Consider the following 18,030-nt stretch of genomic DNA (forward strand, 5'->3'; position numbering starts at 1 on the left):
CGTCCATCCGGACTACGCTTGATTTTTCTCGTAGATCATCTGCAGGCCTTGCAGCGTCAGCAGCGGATTCACCACATCGATGACGCGGGATTCGCTTGCAATCATCTCCGCCAGCCCGCCTGTCGCGATAACCTGTGTTTTGATCTGAAACTCTTCCTGCATCCTCTCCACAATTCCGTCCACTTGCGCCGCGAAACCGTAGATGATGCCCGCCTGCATGGAGGAGACCGGATTGCGGCCTACGGTGCTTTTCGGCTTCACCAGCTCGATGCGTGGCAGCTTGGCCGCCCGCTGGTACAACGCTTCGGTCGAGATGCCGATGCCCGGAGCGATCGCCCCTCCCAGATACTGGCCCTGCGAGTCGATAAAGTCGAACGTGGTGGCCGTGCCGAAATCGACGATAATGAGCGGAGGGCCGTACAGCTCGATGCCGGCGACGGCGTTGCAGATCCGGTCGGCGCCGACTTCGCGCGGATTCTCGTACCGGATATTCAAGCCGGTTTTGATGCCCGGCCCCACAATGAGCGGCGTCTTCTTGAGATAATTCGCGCAGAGCTTCTCCAGCGTGAACATTAACGGAGGGACGACCGAGGAGATGATCACGCCTTCGATGTCGTCGATCTGGATGCCCGCGTGCTGAAACAAATTCAGGATCATGACCCCGTACTCGTCAACCGTTGCCGACCGGTTCGTGGACAGGCGCCAATGATGAAGCAGCTTCTTCCCTTCATAGACGCCCAGAACAATATTGGTATTCCCTACATCGACCACAAAAATCATGAGCCGCTTCCCTTCTTCCCGTTCAAATCGAGGCTGATGTCCAGCGCCGGCACCGAATAAGTCAACCGGCCGACGGAGATGACGTCGATCCCCGTGGATGCGATCTGCCTCACATTGTCCAGCGAGACGGACCCCGAAGCCTCGATGACGATATGAGGAGCCTTCTGCCGAATCATGGAGACGGCTTGCTTCATGCGCTCGACATCCATATTGTCCAGCATGATGATGTCCGGCCCGGCCTCCAGCGCTTCGCGAAGCTGATCGAACGTCTCTACCTCGATCTCGATCTTCATCGTATGCGGCAACTGCTCCCGGGCGGACCGGATCGCTTGGGCGACTCCGCCCGCCGCTTTGATGTGATTGTCCTTGATCATCGCCGCATCGTACAAGCCGAACCGGTGATTGTGTCCCCCGCCGACCCGTACCGCGTATTTCTCCAGAGCGCGCAGCCCCGGCGTCGTCTTGCGCGTATCGACAAGCCGGACCGGCAACCCTTCGAGCGCATCGACATAAGCCCTTGTCCGCGTAGCGATGCCGGACAGACGCTGCAGAAGATTAAGCGCCAGCCGCTCTCCCAGCAGGATGGATCTCGCGCTGCCCTCAACTTCCGCCAGCAAATCCCCGGGCCGAACAGAAGCCCCCTCGGCGGCCAACGGCCGAAAGACCAATTGTTCGTCCACAACCGCGAACACGGTCTCGGCTGCCGGCAAACCGGCGACGATGCCAGGCTCCTTCACGTGGATGACCGCGCGGGCGGTCGATTCCGCAGGCACCGTCGTCATCGTCGTGACGTCTCCCGTGCCGATATCTTCGTCGAGCCACGACCGGATCGACCGTTTCAGCGCTTCCTTATTGAATGCCAACAACATCGACGCTCTCCTCCAAAATCCCTTCGTCGCGATGGAACAAAATATGCTTCAGCCATTGCCGGTCGTTGCGCTCCGGGAAATCTTCGCGATAATGGCCGCCGCGGCTTTCTTCCCGCAGCATCGCCGCATGGGTGGTCAGCAGCGCGCAATTGAGCAGATTCGCAAATTCGAATTCCTCGCGCCGGGACAAGCCGTGATCGTAAATCGAAAGCTGGCGCTGCAGCTCTTGATGGCCTTTCTCCAGTCCCGCCGCATCGCGTTTGAGGCCGACGTGCCTGAGCATGATCTTCTGCAGCTTCAATCTTTTCTCGATAATCGCTTGCTTGGGCGGTTCCGTCCGGCGGAAATCGATTTTCAGCTTCGGCGTCGCATCCGGCAAAGGCTTCAGCCGGCGGATGCTCTCCACGATGCGCCGTCCGAACACGATCGCCTCCGAGAGGGAGTTGCTGGCCAGACGGTTCGCACCGTGCACGCCGGTCGAGCTGACTTCCCCGCAAGCGTACAGCCGGGGCAACGTGGTCTGACCGAACGTATCCGTCCTAACGCCGCCCATCATATAGTGGGCCGCGGGAGCAACCGGAATCCAGTCGCTGGTCAGGTCCAGACCGTATTTTAGGCAAAACTCGTAAATATTCGGGAATCTGTGCTTGATCCATTCGTCGCTCTCATGCGTAATATCGAGATAGACGAACGTCGATTTCGTCTTTTCCATCTCCGAGACGATGGCTCTCGCCACGATATCGCGCGGCGCCAGCTCTTGCAGGGGATGATAGTGCTGCATAAACCGTTCGCCCCGGATATTGCGAAGCACCGCTCCTTCTCCCCGAACGGCCTCGGAGATCAGGAATCGCGGAGCGCCCGGGTAACAGAGGGAAGTCGGGTGGAACTGCACGAACTCCATGTCCCGCACTTTGGCTCCCGCGCGGTAAGCCATCGCGATTCCGTCGCAGGTCGCGATCTCCGGATTCGTGGTGTAGCGGTACATCTGTCCGGCCCCGCCGGTGCAGAGAACGGTAGCGGACGCCTGAACGTACACCCGCTGCCCGTCCGGCCTCTGCACAAGCGCTCCGCAGCACTCGCCTTGATGCGTGATCAAATCGATGACGAAGTGGTCCTGCCATACTTCGATATTTTCATGGTTTATCGCCTGCTCGGACAGCGCACGCACGATTTCGTATCCCGTCGCATCGCCGTTCGCATGCAGGATGCGGCGCTGGCTGTGCGCGCCTTCCTGGGTCAGGGCGAACTCTCCGTTCTCCTGATCGAATTGCGTGCCCATGCTGATCAAATCCCGCACGCCGTTCGGCCCTTCATGCACAAGTATATCGACCGCTTCGACATTGCAGAGTCCCGCCCCCGCCGACAGCGTATCCTGGCGATGGTACTCGGGCGAGTCGTCTTCGCTGATCACCGCGGCGATCCCGCCTTGAGCATAACGCGTATTGGACTCCAGCAGAGCGGTCTTCGTCACCAGCAGGACGCGGCGATCGGCCGCCGCTTTAATCGATGTGAACAGACCGGCGATCCCGCCGCCAATAACCATGACGTCCGTGCGAACGCTAGGAATGTCGTCAAGCGAGAAGTCAACCAGATACCTGGGAATCATCCGTCTTCACCTTCAGAGTTAAGGTCTTGTTCCCTTTCGCCACCATTTAACAGACTAATTGTCAGCCCGGCTAACATGGAAGCAGCGCATGCTACTTCACTTGCAGCATGCGCTCCAACGAAAGTCTCGCCCTGTCCGCAATATGCGGCGGCACGTAAATTTCGGGCTTCATCGTTTCCAGGCATTTTGCGACTTTTTTGAGATTGTTGACCTTCATGTTCGGACAAACCAGGAACTTGGTCGCGAAGTGGAACGTTTTGTCGGGGCTGTCTTTCCGAAGCTGATACCCCGTGCCGTCTTCGGTGCCGACGATAAATTCCTTGCAGTCGGATTTTTTGCAATATTCGATGATGGCGGTGGTGCTGCCGACAAAATCGGCCAGCTTCACGACTTCCGGACGGCATTCCGGATGCACGACGAACTGGGCGTTCGGATATTGAGCCTTCATATCCATGACGTCTTTGACCGTCAGCATGTCGTGCGTGTTGCAATAGCCTTCCCACAAAATCATTTTTTTGTCGGTGAACTGCTGTACGTAATGGCCCAGGTTTTTGTCGGGCACCCAGATGATCTCGTCGGACTCGACCGATTGAATAACCTTAACGGCGTTGGAGGACGTGCAGCAAATGTCCGTCTCCGCCTTCACCTCGGCCGAGGAGTTGATATAGGTGACAACCGTGGCGTTCGGGTGCTTCGCCTTAAGAGCCCGGAGTCCTTCGACGTTCACCATGTCGGCCATCGGACAGCCGGCGCGCTCGTCGGGGATGATGACCCGTTTGTTGGGAGCCAAAATTTTAGCGCTCTCGCCCATAAAGTGCACGCCGCAGAAGACGATGACGTCGGCGTCCGTCTCCGCCGCTTTCTGGGCAAGCAGAAACGAATCTCCGCGGAAATCGGCAATTTCCTGAATTTCATCGCGCTGATAATAATGAGCCAAAATAATGGCGTTTCTTTCTTTTTTTAATTCCGCGATTCGCTGCTTGAGCTCCCGGTTTTGCTCCGCCTTGCGTTCCAGAGCAAGTGCTTCCACGGGAATCCCTCCCTCTCTTGATGACGCTTGTCAAGTATGTGAATTATTGCACATGATGCCGCCGACTGATCCGTTTATAGTATACCCCATAAGCCTTCAGATTTAGTTTTACACCTACTTTACACAACCCCATCCCCCCTGTCAATCCGCTTTTTGCAGGCATGGACGCCTGCTTGAAATTGGCCGGGCAGGACCTCCGCAAAGGCCCGACGACGCGTTTTTTTCGCAAAAAAAGGAACGCCTGCCGGCGTTCCTTTTGGCTCCAAATTACGGTCGATCCTTCGGTTCGGAATCGTTTGGCGGAACGGACGAGTTCCCGTCAGCCTCTTCCGGATCGGAGGAGCGATCCTTGGAAGCGAAGCTGTTGCTGTCGTCATGCGATTGAAGGTTGATCTTCGGCTCGGCCGATGCCGAATCGGCGGCTCCGCTGCCGCTTTCGCCGGACCCCGAGTCGATCTTGCCGTGCTCGATGAGCTGCTGGATTTGATCTTTCTCCAGCGTCTCCCGTTCGAGCAGGGCGTTGGCGATCAAGTGCACTTGATCGGAGTACTTCGTGAGAATTTCCCGTGCTCTCTCGTAGCATTCGCGGATCATGCGCTGCATTTCCTGGTCGATCTCATAAGCGATCGCGTCGCTGTAGTTCTGCTCGTGGCCGAGATCGCGGCCCAGGAACACTTGGCCTTGGCTGTGCCCGAACTGCATCGGCCCCAGCTTGTCGCTCATGCCGTACTCGACGATCATCGCACGTACGATCGACGTTGCCTTGCGGAAGTCGTCATAAGCGCCCGTGCCGATCTCGCCGATGAAAATTTCTTCCGAGACGCGGCCGCCTAACAATCCGGTTACCCGGTCGAGCAGCTCGGTCTTCGTCGACATCAGCCGGTCTTCGCCTTCCTTCGGCAGAATCATCGCGTAACCGCCGGCACGTCCGCGCGGCACGATGGTCACCTTGTGCACCATATCCGCGTGGCTGAGATGGTAACCGATAATGACGTGGCCGGCCTCGTGGTAAGCGACCATCCGCTTCTCGCGGGCGCTGATGACGCGGCTTTTCTTCTGCGTACCGACGACGACGCGGTCGAACGCTTCATCCAGCTCTTCCATGCCGATATCCCGCTTGTTGCGGCGGGCGGCGATGAGCGCCGCTTCGTTCAACAGATTCTCCAGATCCGCTCCGGTGAATCCGGTCGTATATTTGGCCAATACGTCCAGCTTGACGTCCTTGGCAAGCGGTTTGTTCCGGGCATGCACCTTCAGCACCGCTTCGCGGCCTTTCACATCCGGCCGGTCGACCGTAATCTGGCGGTCGAAACGTCCCGGACGCAGCAGCGCCGGGTCGAGAATATCCGGACGGTTGGTGGCGGCGATGATGATGATGCCTTCGTTCGCACCGAAGCCGTCCATCTCGACAAGCAGTTGGTTCAGCGTCTGCTCGCGCTCGTCGTGGCCGCCGCCGAGGCCAGCGCCCCGCTGGCGTCCGACCGCGTCGATCTCGTCGATGAAGATGATACACGGCGCGTTTTTCTTCGCGTTCTCGAACAGGTCCCGCACCCGCGACGCGCCGACGCCGACGAACATTTCGACGAAGTCGGAGCCGGAGATGCTGAAGAACGGCACGCCGGCTTCGCCCGCAACGGCGCGGGCCAGCAGCGTCTTACCGGTTCCGGGCGGCCCGTTCAGCAGAACGCCCTTCGGAATCCGTGCGCCAAGAGCGGCGAATTTGCGCGGGTCTTTGAGGAACTCGACAACTTCGACCAGCTCCTGCTTTTCTTCGTCCGCCCCGGCGACGTCCTCGAACGTCACTTTTTTCTTTTCTTCATTATATAAGCGGGCGCGGCTCTTGCCGAAGTTCATCACTTTGCCGCCGCCGCCCTGGGCCTGATTCAACAGGAAGAAGAACAGGATGAAGATGATCACAAACGGTATGATGGAGGTGAGGAACGTGATCCAAACGCTCTCTCTCGGCATCTCGTCGACGTCGATCTTCACATTGTTCGATTCCAGAAACAGGACAAATGCATCGCTAAAAGGCGCATGCGTCTCAAAAAGCGCCCCGCTGTCGGCGAAATGACCGGTTACCTTGTACGTATAGCCTTGGAAACGGATCGTCACGTCGGTCACGTTCTGCTTAAGCACCTGCTCGCGCAGTTGGGTGTACGTCAGCTTCTGCTCATCGTTGTTGGAGCTGCTGATGTACTGAACAATCCCGACCGTGACTAAAAAAATAATGAGATAAAATCCGGTATTCCGGAGGATCCGATTCATCCCCAACCTCCTCTCGGGCGCATCGTTAGATATTTTATCATAGCTGGCTTCGCGGTTTCAAATTCAGTGAGAGTAGAGCTCCGGCTTAAGCACGCCCACGAATGGGAGATTGCGGTACCTCTCGCTGTAATCGAGGCCATACCCCACGATAAACGCGTCGGGAATCGTAAAACCCTTGTAATCCGGCTCCAGATCGACCGTCCGGCGGCCAGGTTTGTCAAACAGCGCGACGATCTGGACGGACAAGGCGTTCCGCCTCTCCAGCACGTCGATCAAATAACTGAGCGTCAGACCGCTGTCGATAATGTCTTCGACAATCAGCACGTGCCGGCCTTCCACCGGCGTGTCCAAATCTTTGATGATTTTGACTTCGCCCGAAGAGCGGGTCGATTTGCCGTAGCTGGATACCGCCATAAAGTCGACTTCCAGCGGAACGGTCATGCTTTTGACCAAATCGGACATAAACATGAACGCACCCTTCAGCACGCAAATGACGAGCGGATTACGTCCCTCGTATTCGCGGCTGAGCAGCTCGCCCAATTCTTTTACTTTAGCCTTCAGTTCTTCTTCGGTGATGAGCACTTCTTGGATGTCGTTGAGCAACAATGGACCCTCCTACCCCATAGTATGTACGGCATCGGACCGGGATTCCTTCCGGGAATACTCCATATAGAGTACCCAACTCGTACCCCGGGATACCACGGCATGCGCCGAACGGCGCAGTTCCGCAATCCACAAGATTTCCCCGGCCCCGTCGGTCAGCAAGGGAAGCTTCCGGCGAAGCGAGGCCGGGATCTTATGGTCCGTGAACAGATCCTGCAGCTTCTTGCTTCCCTGCATGCCATATAACTTCATACGATCCCCCCGCCGCCATGTCCGGACGGTCAGGGGCAAACGCAATGATTCCCAATCGAATACGGCTTCGTTCGCCTTCAGCTTGCCGGGACTCGGACCGTCGGATGCTTGCACCAAGGCCGCGCGAAGCAATCCGTCCGGCAGCTCGATCGTCCGGGATTCGCCCGGCTTCAGCGGAGGCACCTCGATCCGGTAAGCCGGAGGTTCTTCCGCCTGCCGCTGCGCGCGGACGATGCGGACGCTTTCGTATTCGCGCACGAGTTCGGCGCCGTCCCGAATCGATAGCCGCAAGTTCGGCGAATCGCTCTGCAGCAGCGCGTTCCGGACGGTTTCAATGTGCGCGAACTCCAATTCGCCATGTTCTGTAAAGAGATAATTCCATATTAGTTTAATCACCCGCCTTTGTAAAGCGAACGGCAAGGCCGCGAACCAGCCCCTGTCAAAAGCCGCGAACCCGTTCGCGCAGGCGACGTTTCCGGCCATTTCCCGTTCGGCGGCGGCCTCCATGAAAGCGTCCTCTTCGCGGGCCATATCCGCCAGCCGGAGAATGGCTTCCCCCAATCGGGGATTCAATTGCTCGAGGAAGGGGCGCACGTCCAGTCTGTAACGGTTGCGCTCGTATTTGCGCTGCTCGTTGCTGCTGTCAACGGCGTAGGGCAGACCCTTTTCTTCGCAATAACCGATCAGTTCCCGTTTGGCGACGCCCAGCAGCGGCCTGACCAGCTCGACCGTCCCGACCGTCCTGCGGGCAGGCATCCCGGACAAGCCGGATATGCCGGTGCCGCGCACGAAGCGCATCAGGACCGTCTCGATCTGATCGTCGGCGTGATGGCCAAGCGCCAGCTTGGACGCGGCATACCGGTTCGCCGTCTCCAGCAAAAAGGCGTACCGGGCTTCCCGCGCGGCCGCCTGGGCATTGCCTCCCGTCCTGGCGAGCCGTTCCGGCAAATCCAGCCTGGCGATCTCGCACGGCAAGCCGAGCGAAGCGGCCTGGGCGCGGACGCTCTCCGCCTCGTGCGCCGACTCCTCGCCCCGGAAGCCGTGGTCGGCATGCGCGGCAACCAGCCGCCAATCAAAACGCGGGGCCAGCCGCGCAAGCGCATGAAGAAGCGCCGTCGAATCCGGCCCGCCCGATACGGCCGCGACGATCGTCTCTCCCGGAAGCAGCAGACCGCTGCTCAAGATAGCCCGTTCGACGGTTTCTTCAAATGACATCGTGAATTCCTCCGCTTGAAACGCCGCATGTCTAAGCCCAATACCACAGGGCCGCGCCGACCAGGGCCGCCGCGGAACCGGCCAAGGCGTACCCGATCCACTTGGCTTCCGGTTGCGGCATCCGGGTTCTTGCCGTTCGGGACAGACGGCGCCATGCCGCGCAAGCCTCCCCGGCATCCCGAAACTTTCCTTGCCACATGGCTGCCAGCAGCGGCGCGTAAGGCCGGCATACGGACGACGATTGGGCGACCGCGATCAAATCCCGAACGGAGCGGTTTTGCGGCAGCCCGTTCGCCAGCCGGTCCACCTGAACGGCGTGGCCGCCAAGCTGCAGGCAGAGCACGGCGAAGGCAAACAGATCGTAAGACGGCTCCGAGGTTCGGGAACCGGCGTTCCAGAACCCGCGATCGTAGATTTCCGTGAATTGCTTTACCGCTTGTCCGAATCGCGTCGCTCCGCCGTAGTCGATCAGCTCCGCCACTCCGTAGCCGGATACCCGAATGTTGTCCGTCTTGAGGTCGCCGAACACCCATCCGTGGCGGTGCAGCCGCGCAAGCTTCTCCAACAGGCGCAGCGTAATCGGCGGAAACCATTCGAAGCCCCGCTCCCGGATGTAGTCCAATGCGGAGCTTCCTTCTATATAGGGCATGACGTAAAAAGGGATTTCCCGTCCGCCCGGCCCGAGCCAATCGTCGACATCGACGAGATAACCGGCGTCGAGAGCCCCGTCCGCGATCAATTGCCGGAGCGTGTTCACTTCCATCTGGGCATCCAGCGTCCCGCGGCCGAGCTTGAGCGCCAGCGCTCTTTTGCCGTGCCGGATGCGGTAGACCGCCCCGTTGGACCCCGCTCCCGCTTTGCGCTCGACCCAATAGCGCCGGCCGTGCCATTTGCCTGCGACCGTCTGCCCCGGCAGCAGCTCCGGAATGGCTTCGGCGGCGGCGTCAGACGACGTAATCACCCAGCATCCCGTCCTTTGCGGCGACCTCCGAACGATCCGCGGTCTCCGCGGTCTTGCCTCCTTCGATCCGTGCCGACAAATAATCCGTCGCTCTCAATAGCGCAGGCCCGGTCGGAGTCGTGCCTCTCATGTCTAAGTTATAGAACATGCGCTCCACATTTGCAAGTTCACTCGTCCAGGGCAGGCTCAAGTCGGCTTCGCCCGAACGCCCGGGGAAATGAAAGACGCAAATCTCGCTGCTGCCTTCCCGGGCTCTCAGGCTCAGCATCAGGTCCTGAATCGCTTCCCGCACGGCGCCCAGCTTCGGCTTCATGCTGGCGCTCGTATCGATCACCAGCGCCACGCGCAGCGACAGCGTCTCGCTCCGGTCGTCGATCAACTGCACCACCTGCCCCCGCTGTTCGGGAGGCAACGCCTCCAGCGGTTTGTCTTGCCCGAGAATTTGCCGCAGCTCCCGTTCGACCGCATGCTGAACCGTCTGCACGGCCGTGCGCCGCGTCATCATCTGCACCGTCCGCGAGAGCAACTTCGGCTGCACGAGCCGGGCGATCCCTCCGCCCGCGCCGGCGATCGCCGACACCTCTTCCGCTCCGCGTTCGTCGAATTCGTCCCCGCCCAGCAAGCCGATGACATTCACCGTGATCCCTTCGGCCTTCGCCACCGCGGCCGCCGCAGCCGGCGAACCTCCCGCATTGGAGCAGCCGTCCGTAATCAGCAAAATCTGATTCAACATTCCCATTCTCCTCTCCGCTTATAGCAATCTATTAGCAGTATGGGCACGATAAAGCGGGTTTAGACGGGGCATAGGGAGAATCCGGCAAGCGTGATCATTTCGAATAAGAAACACGGAGATTCGTCCGAATGCGGATCGCCGTAAGGCGGCAAACCGGAGAGCGGCGGCGGGAACGCCCGGAGCGGACGGGCGCAGGCGCGCGAATCGCCGGGCTCTCGAAGCTTCAATCGGCTTCCGCGCAGCCCTGGATGCTCTCTTTAGCTTATATACGGGGAAATGTCAGTTAGGTCCCGGTCGTACGGGCCATCTATTGAAGAAGATGGCGAGTTTCGGTGTTAACGATATTTTTTATATTTTATAGTCTTAACAGCCTCGGCGGCCATGGACGGCAGACCGCCCCGACACGTCCCGCCGCCGCGGCAAAGAAGCGGAAGGCATGCTCCCATGACAAAAAACGCCTTCAGCCGGCATCGCCGCCGCTGAAGGCGCCTTGAACAAAGCCAACTTATCCGCTCCGCCGCTCCTTTCATCCGCCGCCCGCGCTTGTCAGCTTACCGTCTTCGGCCGCTCGAAGCTGGCAAGTCCGGGCCAGCGGAAAGTCGCCCACTCCGGCTTGTACTTCTCCACCTTGGCCACCACCACCGTCATGTCGTCGACAATGTCCCCGTGGTGATGCCGGACGATCCGGTCGAGGAGCTGGTCGGCCAGCTCCTGCGGGTCGTCGCCGGCCAACTCCTGAATCATGCGCTTCATCCACAGCTCCTTGTTCACGGCAGGGCCCGGAGCATCGTAGATGCCGTCCGTCATCATGATAAGCGTATCGCCAGGCTGCAACTGCTTGCTGACCAGATCGACCTCGATATCCTTCAAAATGCCGATAGGCAAATTGTTGGCCGCCACTTTAAGGACGTCGTTGCCTCTTTTTATGAAGCTCGGGGTGGAACCAATCTTCATGAAGGTCGTTTTCGCGCTGTACAGGTCGATCAGCGCGAGATCCACCGTCGCGTACATCTCGTCCGACGACCGAAGGTTCAGCACCGAGTTGACGGACTTGATCGCCAGATGCTCGTCGATCCCGGACTGCAGCAACTGCTGCAGGATGGAGAGCGCCGCGCTGCTCTCCGCTTTCGCCCGTTCGCCGTTGCCCATGCCGTCGCTGATCGCCACCGCGAACTTGCCGTTGCCCAATTCCAGGGCGCTGTAGCTGTCACCGGACAGCAAATCTCCCCCCTTCGCCGCGGCCGCGACGCCGGTGACGATGTCGAACTCTTTGGCGGAGCCGAAGGTAACCGTGTAAAAGCCGTCGTCTCTCTCCACGTACTCCTCGTGCTTCACCGATATGTTTTCGCCCAGGATATCCGACAGGAGCGGCGCGATGATCTTGCGGCATTCGTCGTAGCCGCCCCGGTACTGGTGGACGACCTCGATCTCCACGTTGCCCGGATCGAGGCTGATAATATCGATCGTCAGGATCGACAGACCCAGCTCCTCCAACGCCTGGCGAATCTGCTCCTCCTGCAGGAACATCTCCTGCCCCTCCCGTTGGATCTCGCGCGCCAGATCCGCCATGACCTGCGAGACGCCGCTTAACTGATCGGCCACCAGTTGGCGGCTCTCCGCGATCTGCTTCTTCCAATGCAGATCGTGGCGGTGCGACTCGTACTGCTGCTTGAGCACGTCCAGCACGCGCTCCGTGCGGACGCAAGCCTGCCTCCACTCCGGCTTGATGTCGCGGCGATGAAAGTCGCCGCCTTTCTCGATCTCCGACATCACCTGGGTCATGAACTGGTACGTCGCCGAAAACCGGCGGTCCCAGCATTGCGAGCGGCGGTGGCAGGACCAGCAGGCCCGCTGGGCGACGGCGTTCATGAAATGCCCGACTTCCGCCTCCTTGCGCTCCTCCTCGGTTCCGGCCGGCTGCTTGAAGGTGCTCGACAACTGCTTGAACACGTCGGAGAACTGTTGCACCCGTCTCGCGGTAACCTCGCGCACCCGCTTGGCGTAGTCCAATTGGGATTTTTGATGCTCCTGCGTGCCCGGCACGTACTTGGCGATCGTCTGCAGGAAGGAACGGGGCGTCAGCAGGAAGAAGACGACCGCCGCCACCGACTCCCAAGCGGACTGCACGGCCTGCTGCTGGCTGCCGAGGTACACCGAGAGGATGGACGAGCCGAGCAGCATGCCCAGCGCAACCGTAGGCTTGCCTCCTTCCCGCATCAATCCGCCGAGCAGTCCGGCGAACGCGAGCAGGCTCATCTGGGCGACGGCGTCCGGATTCGCCAAGCTCAGAATCAGTCCGGCGACCACTCCCACCGACGCCCCCAGACTCGCTCCCCCGACCAAGGCGAACAGCAGGATCAACAACCGGGACAGCACATGCTCGACGGACACGCCGTACAACACCCATCCGACCGTCCCGGTCATGACCGACGCCAGCAGAATCATCAAACATATAATTTCCTCGTTGCGCAGGGCGTAATTTTTTTTGGTCAGCGTGAATACCGGTATCGCCTGCCGGAAGATCATCGTCAGCACGAAGCCGAACGCCGCCTCGACTCCCGACAGCATCAGCTCGAACCAGCCGAGGCCGGGCCCCACCGCTTCGGCGAACACTTGAACGGCCAGCATCGACGCGAACACCAGCATCGGGGCGTGCGAGATATCTTGCCGCTCGAATCGCTCAAGTCCTTTTTGAAACAACAGAAAAACAAGCATCTCCGCCGCGATCACGGCGGTCTGGGGCTGGGCAGCCAGCAGGCTGCCGGCTACGATCGCGACTCCGGCCCAGCGAAGCAGGTCCCGCCGGTGATAGTACAGCACGGCAAAATAAGCGAGGGCAAAAGGCGCAAGCGTCTCCAGCACCATGGCCCGCCCAAGCAAAAATCCCATCGCCAGCAAGAGCAGCGACCATTTTTTCGCATCGAACCACTGCACCCAACGCCAGTTGCCTATTCTCGTTCCCGCCGACTTCCAGCTCTCCATTCCGCCTCCGATTTCCTTCGCGCTTCCGAACAAGCTCCATTTCATTTGCTTAACGCCTCGCCCTCTGTCAGATTCAGGTAGACTCTATTATAGGCGGGGGGGCTTCAGAAAGTTTGTCAGAATGCGTTGCTAGATTCAAAGAATTTTCCGACAAATAGTAAAGGAGCCCGCGCGCCGCGGCGGAACCCTCGCCGAACCGCGCCTTGCAAGCGTTCTCGCAAAATCGGCGGCAAGGCATGGCTGTCGGAGATAGACGAAGCTCGACCGCATCTGCGGCGGCGAATCGCCACGGCTCGCAGACGAGGACGCGAATCGCCCCGAAACGAAACAATCGGCGCCTCCGGCGGCCGCGCTCGGCCCGTTCCCGGGCGGGAAGGGCTTGCGGGACGGATGCGGCCCGGCGTAGAGCCGGCAAACCCCAGGCGTCCCGGTCCGCAATTAAAAACCGCTTCCCCCGATATACGGGAGAAGCGGTCGGTTGGCTTCTAGTAACGGCGGGCGCCGCGCCCGCCGCGTTTGCCTTCAGTGTTTTTTCTAAGGGATGTCATGCGTTCTTCGCTGTCTTTCAGGAATCGGCTCACTTTATCCTCGAATGAGGACCGCTGTCCGCCGCCGCCGCGTTGGCGGAATCTGCGATCCTGGCCGCCATCGGCGCGATCGCGCGGGAACGGCCGGTCGGTACCGGGAGTTCTGGGGGCAACAGGCTTGTCGACAGCTTGCCGGATCGACAATCCGATCTTCCCGCCGGGGTCTACCGAGAGAACCTTGACGGTGATGATATCATGCACCTTCAGATGATCGCTTACGTCCTTCACATAGCTGTCCGCGATCTCGGAAATGTGGACGAGTCCGGTTACGCCCGGCTTCAGCTCGACAAACGCGCCGAAATGCGTGATACCGGTCACCTTGCCTTCCAACTTGCTGCCCACTTCAATTGTCATAAATGAGAACGTGCCTCCCTTGAAAATACCGGCCTCGCATCCTCGCAGAATGTCCGATCCTCCGGTTCTGCCCCGATTATAACTCAACCCCGAATCCAGCGTCAACGAACAGAAGCCGCCCCAAACGTCCAATTTTCAAGCGCAATCGGGCGTTCGTCACGACTTCCCTCGGCAGGCTCGTCCGCTCGCGCGGCCGCGGCCTTTTTATTCTTGCGTCTTATAATAAACGGTCTCTCCGGGTTTGGCGTAATGATACTGGCTCCGAATCCATTGTTCCAAATATTCGTCGTCGGACAGACGGGCGATGTCCTGTTTGTACGTTTCGTTCTGCTGGCGCACCTCTTCGAGCTTCGCCTCCATCTCCGCCACTTCGGCCGCCTTCGCTTTGAGCTGGCCGAATTGGTTCCAGCAGGTGATTCCGGCCCATCCCAAAAAGCAGGCCATAAACATCAAGACAAAGCGTCGATGCACCTTTTTCCGGCGAACCGGAGTTTTATTAGGCTGTCGGTTGGATACGGACATGAAACCTGTCGACCTCCGGAATCGTCATGATAGGGCATTCGTCCCGCTTCGCCGGTTCAGTCCGGCTCCTTCGGAGGAACGTCCGAGGGAGGAGGTTCCGGGGGGTTCTGGCGCTTGGAGCGGTCCCACAGCCGCCGGCCCCAATTCCATGCCGGCCCGAGCGTCCGGGCCGCCAGCCGCCTCAGAGGCGGCTCAAATCGGGCGGCCGCCAGCCGATATACCCACGTAAACGGATACAGACATTTTATCATAACCCTCCATGCAAAAACAGCGACTTTCCACCCAATTCCCAAGACCGCCCATACGACAGCGATCAGCATGAGCAGCGGCTTGACAATCAGCATCCGGAACAGCCAGTGGAGCGCCGCCCACAACCATTCGACAACCCGGATCAGCATCCGTACCACCCGGCGGACGAAGGACGAGAACAGAAGCAGATGCAAACAAACGCCGATGCCCAGCCCCAAAAATACATAGAGCCGCATCTCGCCTGCATTATTCAGATAAAGCACGCGGAACACAACCGGTATGAGCAGCAGCCAGTACAGCAAATCGCAGACGGCGTACAGCCAACGTCTGAACCGGAGCCGCGCGGCGATGACGCCGTACGCGTCGTAGACGGCTCCCATGCCCAGACCGCATCCGGCCATGGCCAGGAGGGTGGACAACTGAACGTGCAGGTTCACTTGAACAGCTTCCCTAACAGCCCGGAGCTTTTGCCCGAGCTGCCGTCCCGGTACACCAACGAATGCACGTAGCCTTCGATCGAGACCAGGCCCTGCTCCAGATTCAAGTTTTTCATATGCAGGTTCTGCCCTTTGATCGCCAGCACGCCGGCCTCGGTCTCCAGCAAAAACGCTTCGCTGTCGAAGCTCTCCACCTTCAACACGCCGGAAATGTCCAGCGATTTCCGGTTCAGCAGCCGGATCTCCTGCCGCTTGATCTTGCTCGGTTCCGCCATAACGAGTCCCCTCCTTACTTTTACCCTATGGGGACACGTCCGCATTTAGAACAAGCATGTGCGGCAAGCGCGGCGGGCGGCGGCTTCGCAAGGCAAAAAAACTGCCCCGGAAAATTGTTCCGGAGCAGGTTTGCGGTTTCAGGCGTCTCCATCCCGTTCGTTCAGCCATTCCTCGCGAAGAATCGTATACAAGCCCCCGGCTTCGTCCTTGCGGGTCGTCTCGGCCAGCCGTTCGACGCGAACCACCACTTGCTTCTGTCCGAACCGCACGGTCAGCTCGTCGCCGACTTTTACGGCGCTGGCGGGTTTTGCCTCCCGGCCGTTGATCCAAACCCGGCCTTGCTCGGACACGTCCTTGGCGACAGTCCGACGTTTGATCAGGCGGGAGACTTTCAGAAACTTGTCAAGCCGCATTATTTTACAGCTTCTTTAAGTTTGTTGCCCGCTTTGAACGCAGGAACTTTGGATTCCGGAATGGTGATCGGCTTGCCTGTTTGCGGGTTGCGAGCCGTGCGGGAAGCGCGTTGACGGGTTTCGAACGTGCCGAAGCCGATCAGCTGCACTTTCTCGCCGCTGGACAGCGCGGTTTCAACTTCGCCCAGGAAGCCGTTCAGAACGGTCTCCACATCTTTTTTGGACAGTCCGCTTTTTTTTGCAATGTTGGAAATAAGATCTTGCTTGTTCATCTCAAAAAGTCCCTCCTGTATCGTACGTAAATATTTTGCGAGATTTTGTCGCTTGCACGCGACCTAAGTCTAAGTATTCGGTGCGGCAGAAGGAATTCCTGCCGATTTCAAGGGGAATCATGGAAGTTTTTTTGCCGCCTGCCAGTACGACTCCATCTCTTCAAGACTAGTATTCTCCAGTTTTTTGCCTCTTAAACGCAGTTGCTCTTCCATATACGAAAAACGTTTGACGAACTTGCGGTTCGTCCGTTCGAGCGCGGCATCCGGATCGGCTTTGACGAACCGGGCCAGATTCACGATCGCAAACAGCAGATCGCCCAACTCGTCCGCGACGCGCTCCGAATCTCCGGAAGCGCGGGCTTCGCGGACTTCGGCCAGCTCCTCCTCGACTTTGGCGAAGACGCCTTCGGCGTCCGGCCAGTCGAAACCGACGGCCGCCGCTTTTTTCTGCAGCTTGAGCGCCTTGTACAAGGAAGGAAGCTCCCTCGGGACGCCGTCGAGCGCCGAAGCCGGCTTCTCGTCCCGCCCGGTTCCGGCTCTGGCCGCTTTCTCGGCCGCTTTCATCGCCTGCCAGCGGGACAACGCTTCTTCGGCATCGGCTGCCTTGCGTTCGCCGAACACGTGGGGGTGGCGGCGGATGAGCTTCTCGTTCAGGCCGGCAATCACGTCGTATACGGTAAAGGCGCCGGTCTCGGCTTCGATCTGCGCGTGCAGCATCACCTGAAGCAGCAGGTCGCCAAGCTCCTCGCACATCGCGTCGGGGTCGTCGTCCCCGATCGCGTCGAGCACCTCGTACGTCTCCTCGATCAGGTGCTTGCGCAGGCTCTCGTGCGTCTGCTCGCGGTCCCACGGGCATCCCTCGGGGCTGCGCAAAATCTCGACGATCTCGCGGAGCCGCTCGAACCGGCGGACGCGGAGGTCGGCATTGTCCGTGCGCGGCACCCAGACGAGCGACAGGTTGCCGTAATGGGGCAGCCGATCCAGCTCGTACAGCGGAACCCGGTCGATCCGTTCCTCTCCCGGCACGCCCAGCGCGTGCCCGGCCACGACCTCGTAATCGTCGGGATACAGCTCCATCAGCGCGAGCTTCACGTCCGACGCGGTCATGGCGTCGTAGACTTGCCCGATCAACGTATGCAGCTCCGGCCGCAGCAGGTCCGGCTTCAGAGACGCCGCATCGAGCAGTTGAAACCCCTCGATCGGGTCAAACCCGAGGCGGACGAACGCCTGGTCGAGAAAGCTCTCGCCGCCGGCAATTTCAAACGCGATGCCGGCTGCGGGGCACCGCTCGCGCAGCAGTTGAACGGTACGTTCCGCGACCATCGGGTGGCCGGGAACGGCGTAGACGATCGCGTCGGGCGCCTTCGGCGCTTCGTCGATCAGCGAGGCGGCGATCGTCTCGTAGACATCCTCGAACCGGTCATGGGTCTCGTAGATGTCGTCGTAAGCGCGGTATACGAGGCCTTCCGCCTCAATCCGGCGCACCGCGGGATGCGTCGCCGTGCGCACGCGGAGCGTGCCGGCCGCCGAAGCGGACTGCAGCTTGCGCCAGACGCCGAGCGTCAGTTGATCCGGGTCGCCCGAGCCGAGTCCGACCGCGATAATACGGGGTTGCGACATAGTA

Annotated in this window: 17 protein-coding genes; all 17 read right to left on the reverse strand. The window is 59.7% G+C overall.

Annotated elements, in window-relative coordinates; all coding sequences use genetic code 11:
* Positions 1 to 12 precede the first annotated feature (12 nt).
* Positions 13 to 780: a type III pantothenate kinase gene (locus FE781_RS14305; RefSeq protein WP_138790314.1), complete on the reverse strand. Its 768-nt coding sequence runs from the start codon at positions 778 to 780 to the stop codon at positions 13 to 15.
* A complete protein-coding gene (nadC, locus tag FE781_RS14310; protein ID WP_138790315.1) occupies positions 777 to 1,649 on the reverse strand; it encodes a carboxylating nicotinate-nucleotide diphosphorylase in 873 nt (290 codons plus the stop codon). Before nadC ends, FE781_RS14305 begins: the two co-directional genes overlap by 4 nt.
* A complete protein-coding gene (gene nadB, locus FE781_RS14315; protein WP_138790316.1) occupies positions 1,630 to 3,255 on the reverse strand; it encodes an L-aspartate oxidase in 1,626 nt (541 codons plus the stop codon). Before nadB ends, nadC begins: the two co-directional genes overlap by 20 nt.
* A gap of 91 nt (positions 3,256 to 3,346) precedes the next feature.
* On the reverse strand, positions 3,347 to 4,285 hold the full coding sequence (nadA, locus tag FE781_RS14320) for a quinolinate synthase NadA (protein ID WP_138790317.1): 939 nt from the start codon (positions 4,283 to 4,285) through the stop codon (positions 3,347 to 3,349).
* 267 nt (positions 4,286 to 4,552) lie between these two features.
* Positions 4,553 to 6,550 carry an ATP-dependent zinc metalloprotease FtsH gene (ftsH, locus tag FE781_RS14325; protein ID WP_138790318.1) on the reverse strand — a complete coding sequence of 666 codons (1,998 nt, stop codon included), beginning with the start codon at positions 6,548 to 6,550 and terminating at the stop codon, positions 4,553 to 4,555.
* Between the two features lie 63 nt (positions 6,551 to 6,613).
* Entirely contained in the window at positions 6,614 to 7,153 is a 540-nt protein-coding gene (gene hpt / locus FE781_RS14330; protein ID WP_138790319.1) for a hypoxanthine phosphoribosyltransferase, read from the reverse strand.
* A gap of 12 nt (positions 7,154 to 7,165) precedes the next feature.
* Positions 7,166 to 8,620 (reverse strand): tRNA lysidine(34) synthetase TilS, encoded by a 1,455-nt coding sequence (tilS, locus tag FE781_RS14335; protein ID WP_170209557.1) that lies wholly within the window; start codon positions 8,618 to 8,620, stop codon positions 7,166 to 7,168.
* Between the two features lie 31 nt (positions 8,621 to 8,651).
* The gene (locus FE781_RS14340) at positions 8,652 to 9,581 is read right to left on the reverse strand and encodes a serine/threonine-protein kinase (RefSeq protein WP_170209558.1); all 930 of its coding nucleotides are present in this window, start codon (positions 9,579 to 9,581) and stop codon (positions 8,652 to 8,654) included.
* Entirely contained in the window at positions 9,565 to 10,311 is a 747-nt protein-coding gene (locus tag FE781_RS14345; RefSeq protein WP_138790361.1) for a VWA domain-containing protein, read from the reverse strand. The genes FE781_RS14340 and FE781_RS14345 overlap by 17 nt, the downstream gene beginning before the upstream one ends.
* A gap of 549 nt (positions 10,312 to 10,860) precedes the next feature.
* Positions 10,861 to 13,296 (reverse strand): stage II sporulation protein E, encoded by a 2,436-nt coding sequence (gene spoIIE / locus FE781_RS14350; RefSeq protein ID WP_246068188.1) that lies wholly within the window; start codon positions 13,294 to 13,296, stop codon positions 10,861 to 10,863.
* Positions 13,297 to 13,781: 485 nt separating this feature from the next.
* Positions 13,782 to 14,237, reverse strand: coding sequence for a S1 domain-containing RNA-binding protein (locus tag FE781_RS14355; RefSeq protein ID WP_138790362.1), 456 nt, complete (start codon positions 14,235 to 14,237; stop codon positions 13,782 to 13,784).
* A 204-nt stretch (positions 14,238 to 14,441) separates the two neighbouring features.
* On the reverse strand, positions 14,442 to 14,687 hold the full coding sequence (locus FE781_RS14360; protein ID WP_246068189.1) for an FtsB family cell division protein: 246 nt from the start codon (positions 14,685 to 14,687) through the stop codon (positions 14,442 to 14,444).
* 128 nt (positions 14,688 to 14,815) lie between these two features.
* Complete coding sequence (yabQ, locus tag FE781_RS14365; protein WP_138790324.1) at positions 14,816 to 15,445, reverse strand: spore cortex biosynthesis protein YabQ; 630 nt, start codon at positions 15,443 to 15,445, stop codon at positions 14,816 to 14,818.
* Positions 15,442 to 15,720 (reverse strand): sporulation protein YabP, encoded by a 279-nt coding sequence (gene yabP / locus FE781_RS14370; protein ID WP_138790325.1) that lies wholly within the window; start codon positions 15,718 to 15,720, stop codon positions 15,442 to 15,444. The genes yabQ and yabP overlap by 4 nt, the downstream gene beginning before the upstream one ends.
* Before the next feature lie 138 nt (positions 15,721 to 15,858).
* Positions 15,859 to 16,134: an RNA-binding S4 domain-containing protein gene (locus FE781_RS14375; RefSeq protein ID WP_138790326.1), complete on the reverse strand. Its 276-nt coding sequence runs from the start codon at positions 16,132 to 16,134 to the stop codon at positions 15,859 to 15,861.
* The gene (locus FE781_RS14380; protein WP_138790327.1) at positions 16,134 to 16,406 is read right to left on the reverse strand and encodes an HU family DNA-binding protein; all 273 of its coding nucleotides are present in this window, start codon (positions 16,404 to 16,406) and stop codon (positions 16,134 to 16,136) included. Before FE781_RS14380 ends, FE781_RS14375 begins: the two co-directional genes overlap by 1 nt.
* Positions 16,407 to 16,523: 117 nt before the next feature.
* Positions 16,524 to 18,026 carry a bifunctional methyltransferase/pyrophosphohydrolase YabN gene (gene yabN / locus FE781_RS14385; RefSeq protein WP_138790328.1) on the reverse strand — a complete coding sequence of 501 codons (1,503 nt, stop codon included), beginning with the start codon at positions 18,024 to 18,026 and terminating at the stop codon, positions 16,524 to 16,526.
* Positions 18,027 to 18,030 lie beyond the last annotated feature (4 nt).

It is taken from the genome of Paenibacillus thermoaerophilus (assembly GCF_005938195.1).
Taxonomy (GTDB): Bacteria; Bacillota; Bacilli; order Paenibacillales; family Reconciliibacillaceae; genus Paenibacillus_W; species Paenibacillus_W thermoaerophilus.

Excerpts from the sequence above, each read along its gene's own strand:
- FE781_RS14305 (WP_138790314.1), bottom strand. The coding sequence starts at position 780 with ATGATTTTTGTGGTCGATGTAGGGAATACCAATATTGTTCTGGGCGTC.
- yabP (WP_138790325.1), bottom strand. The coding sequence starts at position 15,720 with ATGGCGGAACCGAGCAAGATCAAGCGGCAGGAGATCCGGCTGCTGAAC.
- FE781_RS14380 (WP_138790327.1), bottom strand. The coding sequence starts at position 16,406 with ATGAACAAGCAAGATCTTATTTCCAACATTGCAAAAAAAAGCGGACTG.
- FE781_RS14375 (WP_138790326.1), bottom strand. The coding sequence starts at position 16,134 with ATGCGGCTTGACAAGTTTCTGAAAGTCTCCCGCCTGATCAAACGTCGG.
- nadC (WP_138790315.1), bottom strand. The coding sequence starts at position 1,649 with ATGTTGTTGGCATTCAATAAGGAAGCGCTGAAACGGTCGATCCGGTCG.
- nadB (WP_138790316.1), bottom strand. The coding sequence starts at position 3,255 with ATGATTCCCAGGTATCTGGTTGACTTCTCGCTTGACGACATTCCTAGC.
- ftsH (WP_138790318.1), bottom strand. The coding sequence starts at position 6,550 with ATGAATCGGATCCTCCGGAATACCGGATTTTATCTCATTATTTTTTTA.
- FE781_RS14360 (WP_246068189.1), bottom strand. The coding sequence starts at position 14,687 with ATGTTTATGGCCTGCTTTTTGGGATGGGCCGGAATCACCTGCTGGAAC.
- FE781_RS14355 (WP_138790362.1), bottom strand. The coding sequence starts at position 14,237 with ATGACAATTGAAGTGGGCAGCAAGTTGGAAGGCAAGGTGACCGGTATC.
- yabN (WP_138790328.1), bottom strand. The coding sequence starts at position 18,026 with ATGTCGCAACCCCGTATTATCGCGGTCGGACTCGGCTCGGGCGACCCG.
- tilS (WP_170209557.1), bottom strand. The coding sequence starts at position 8,620 with ATGTCATTTGAAGAAACCGTCGAACGGGCTATCTTGAGCAGCGGTCTG.
- spoIIE (WP_246068188.1), bottom strand. The coding sequence starts at position 13,296 with ATGGAGAGCTGGAAGTCGGCGGGAACGAGAATAGGCAACTGGCGTTGG.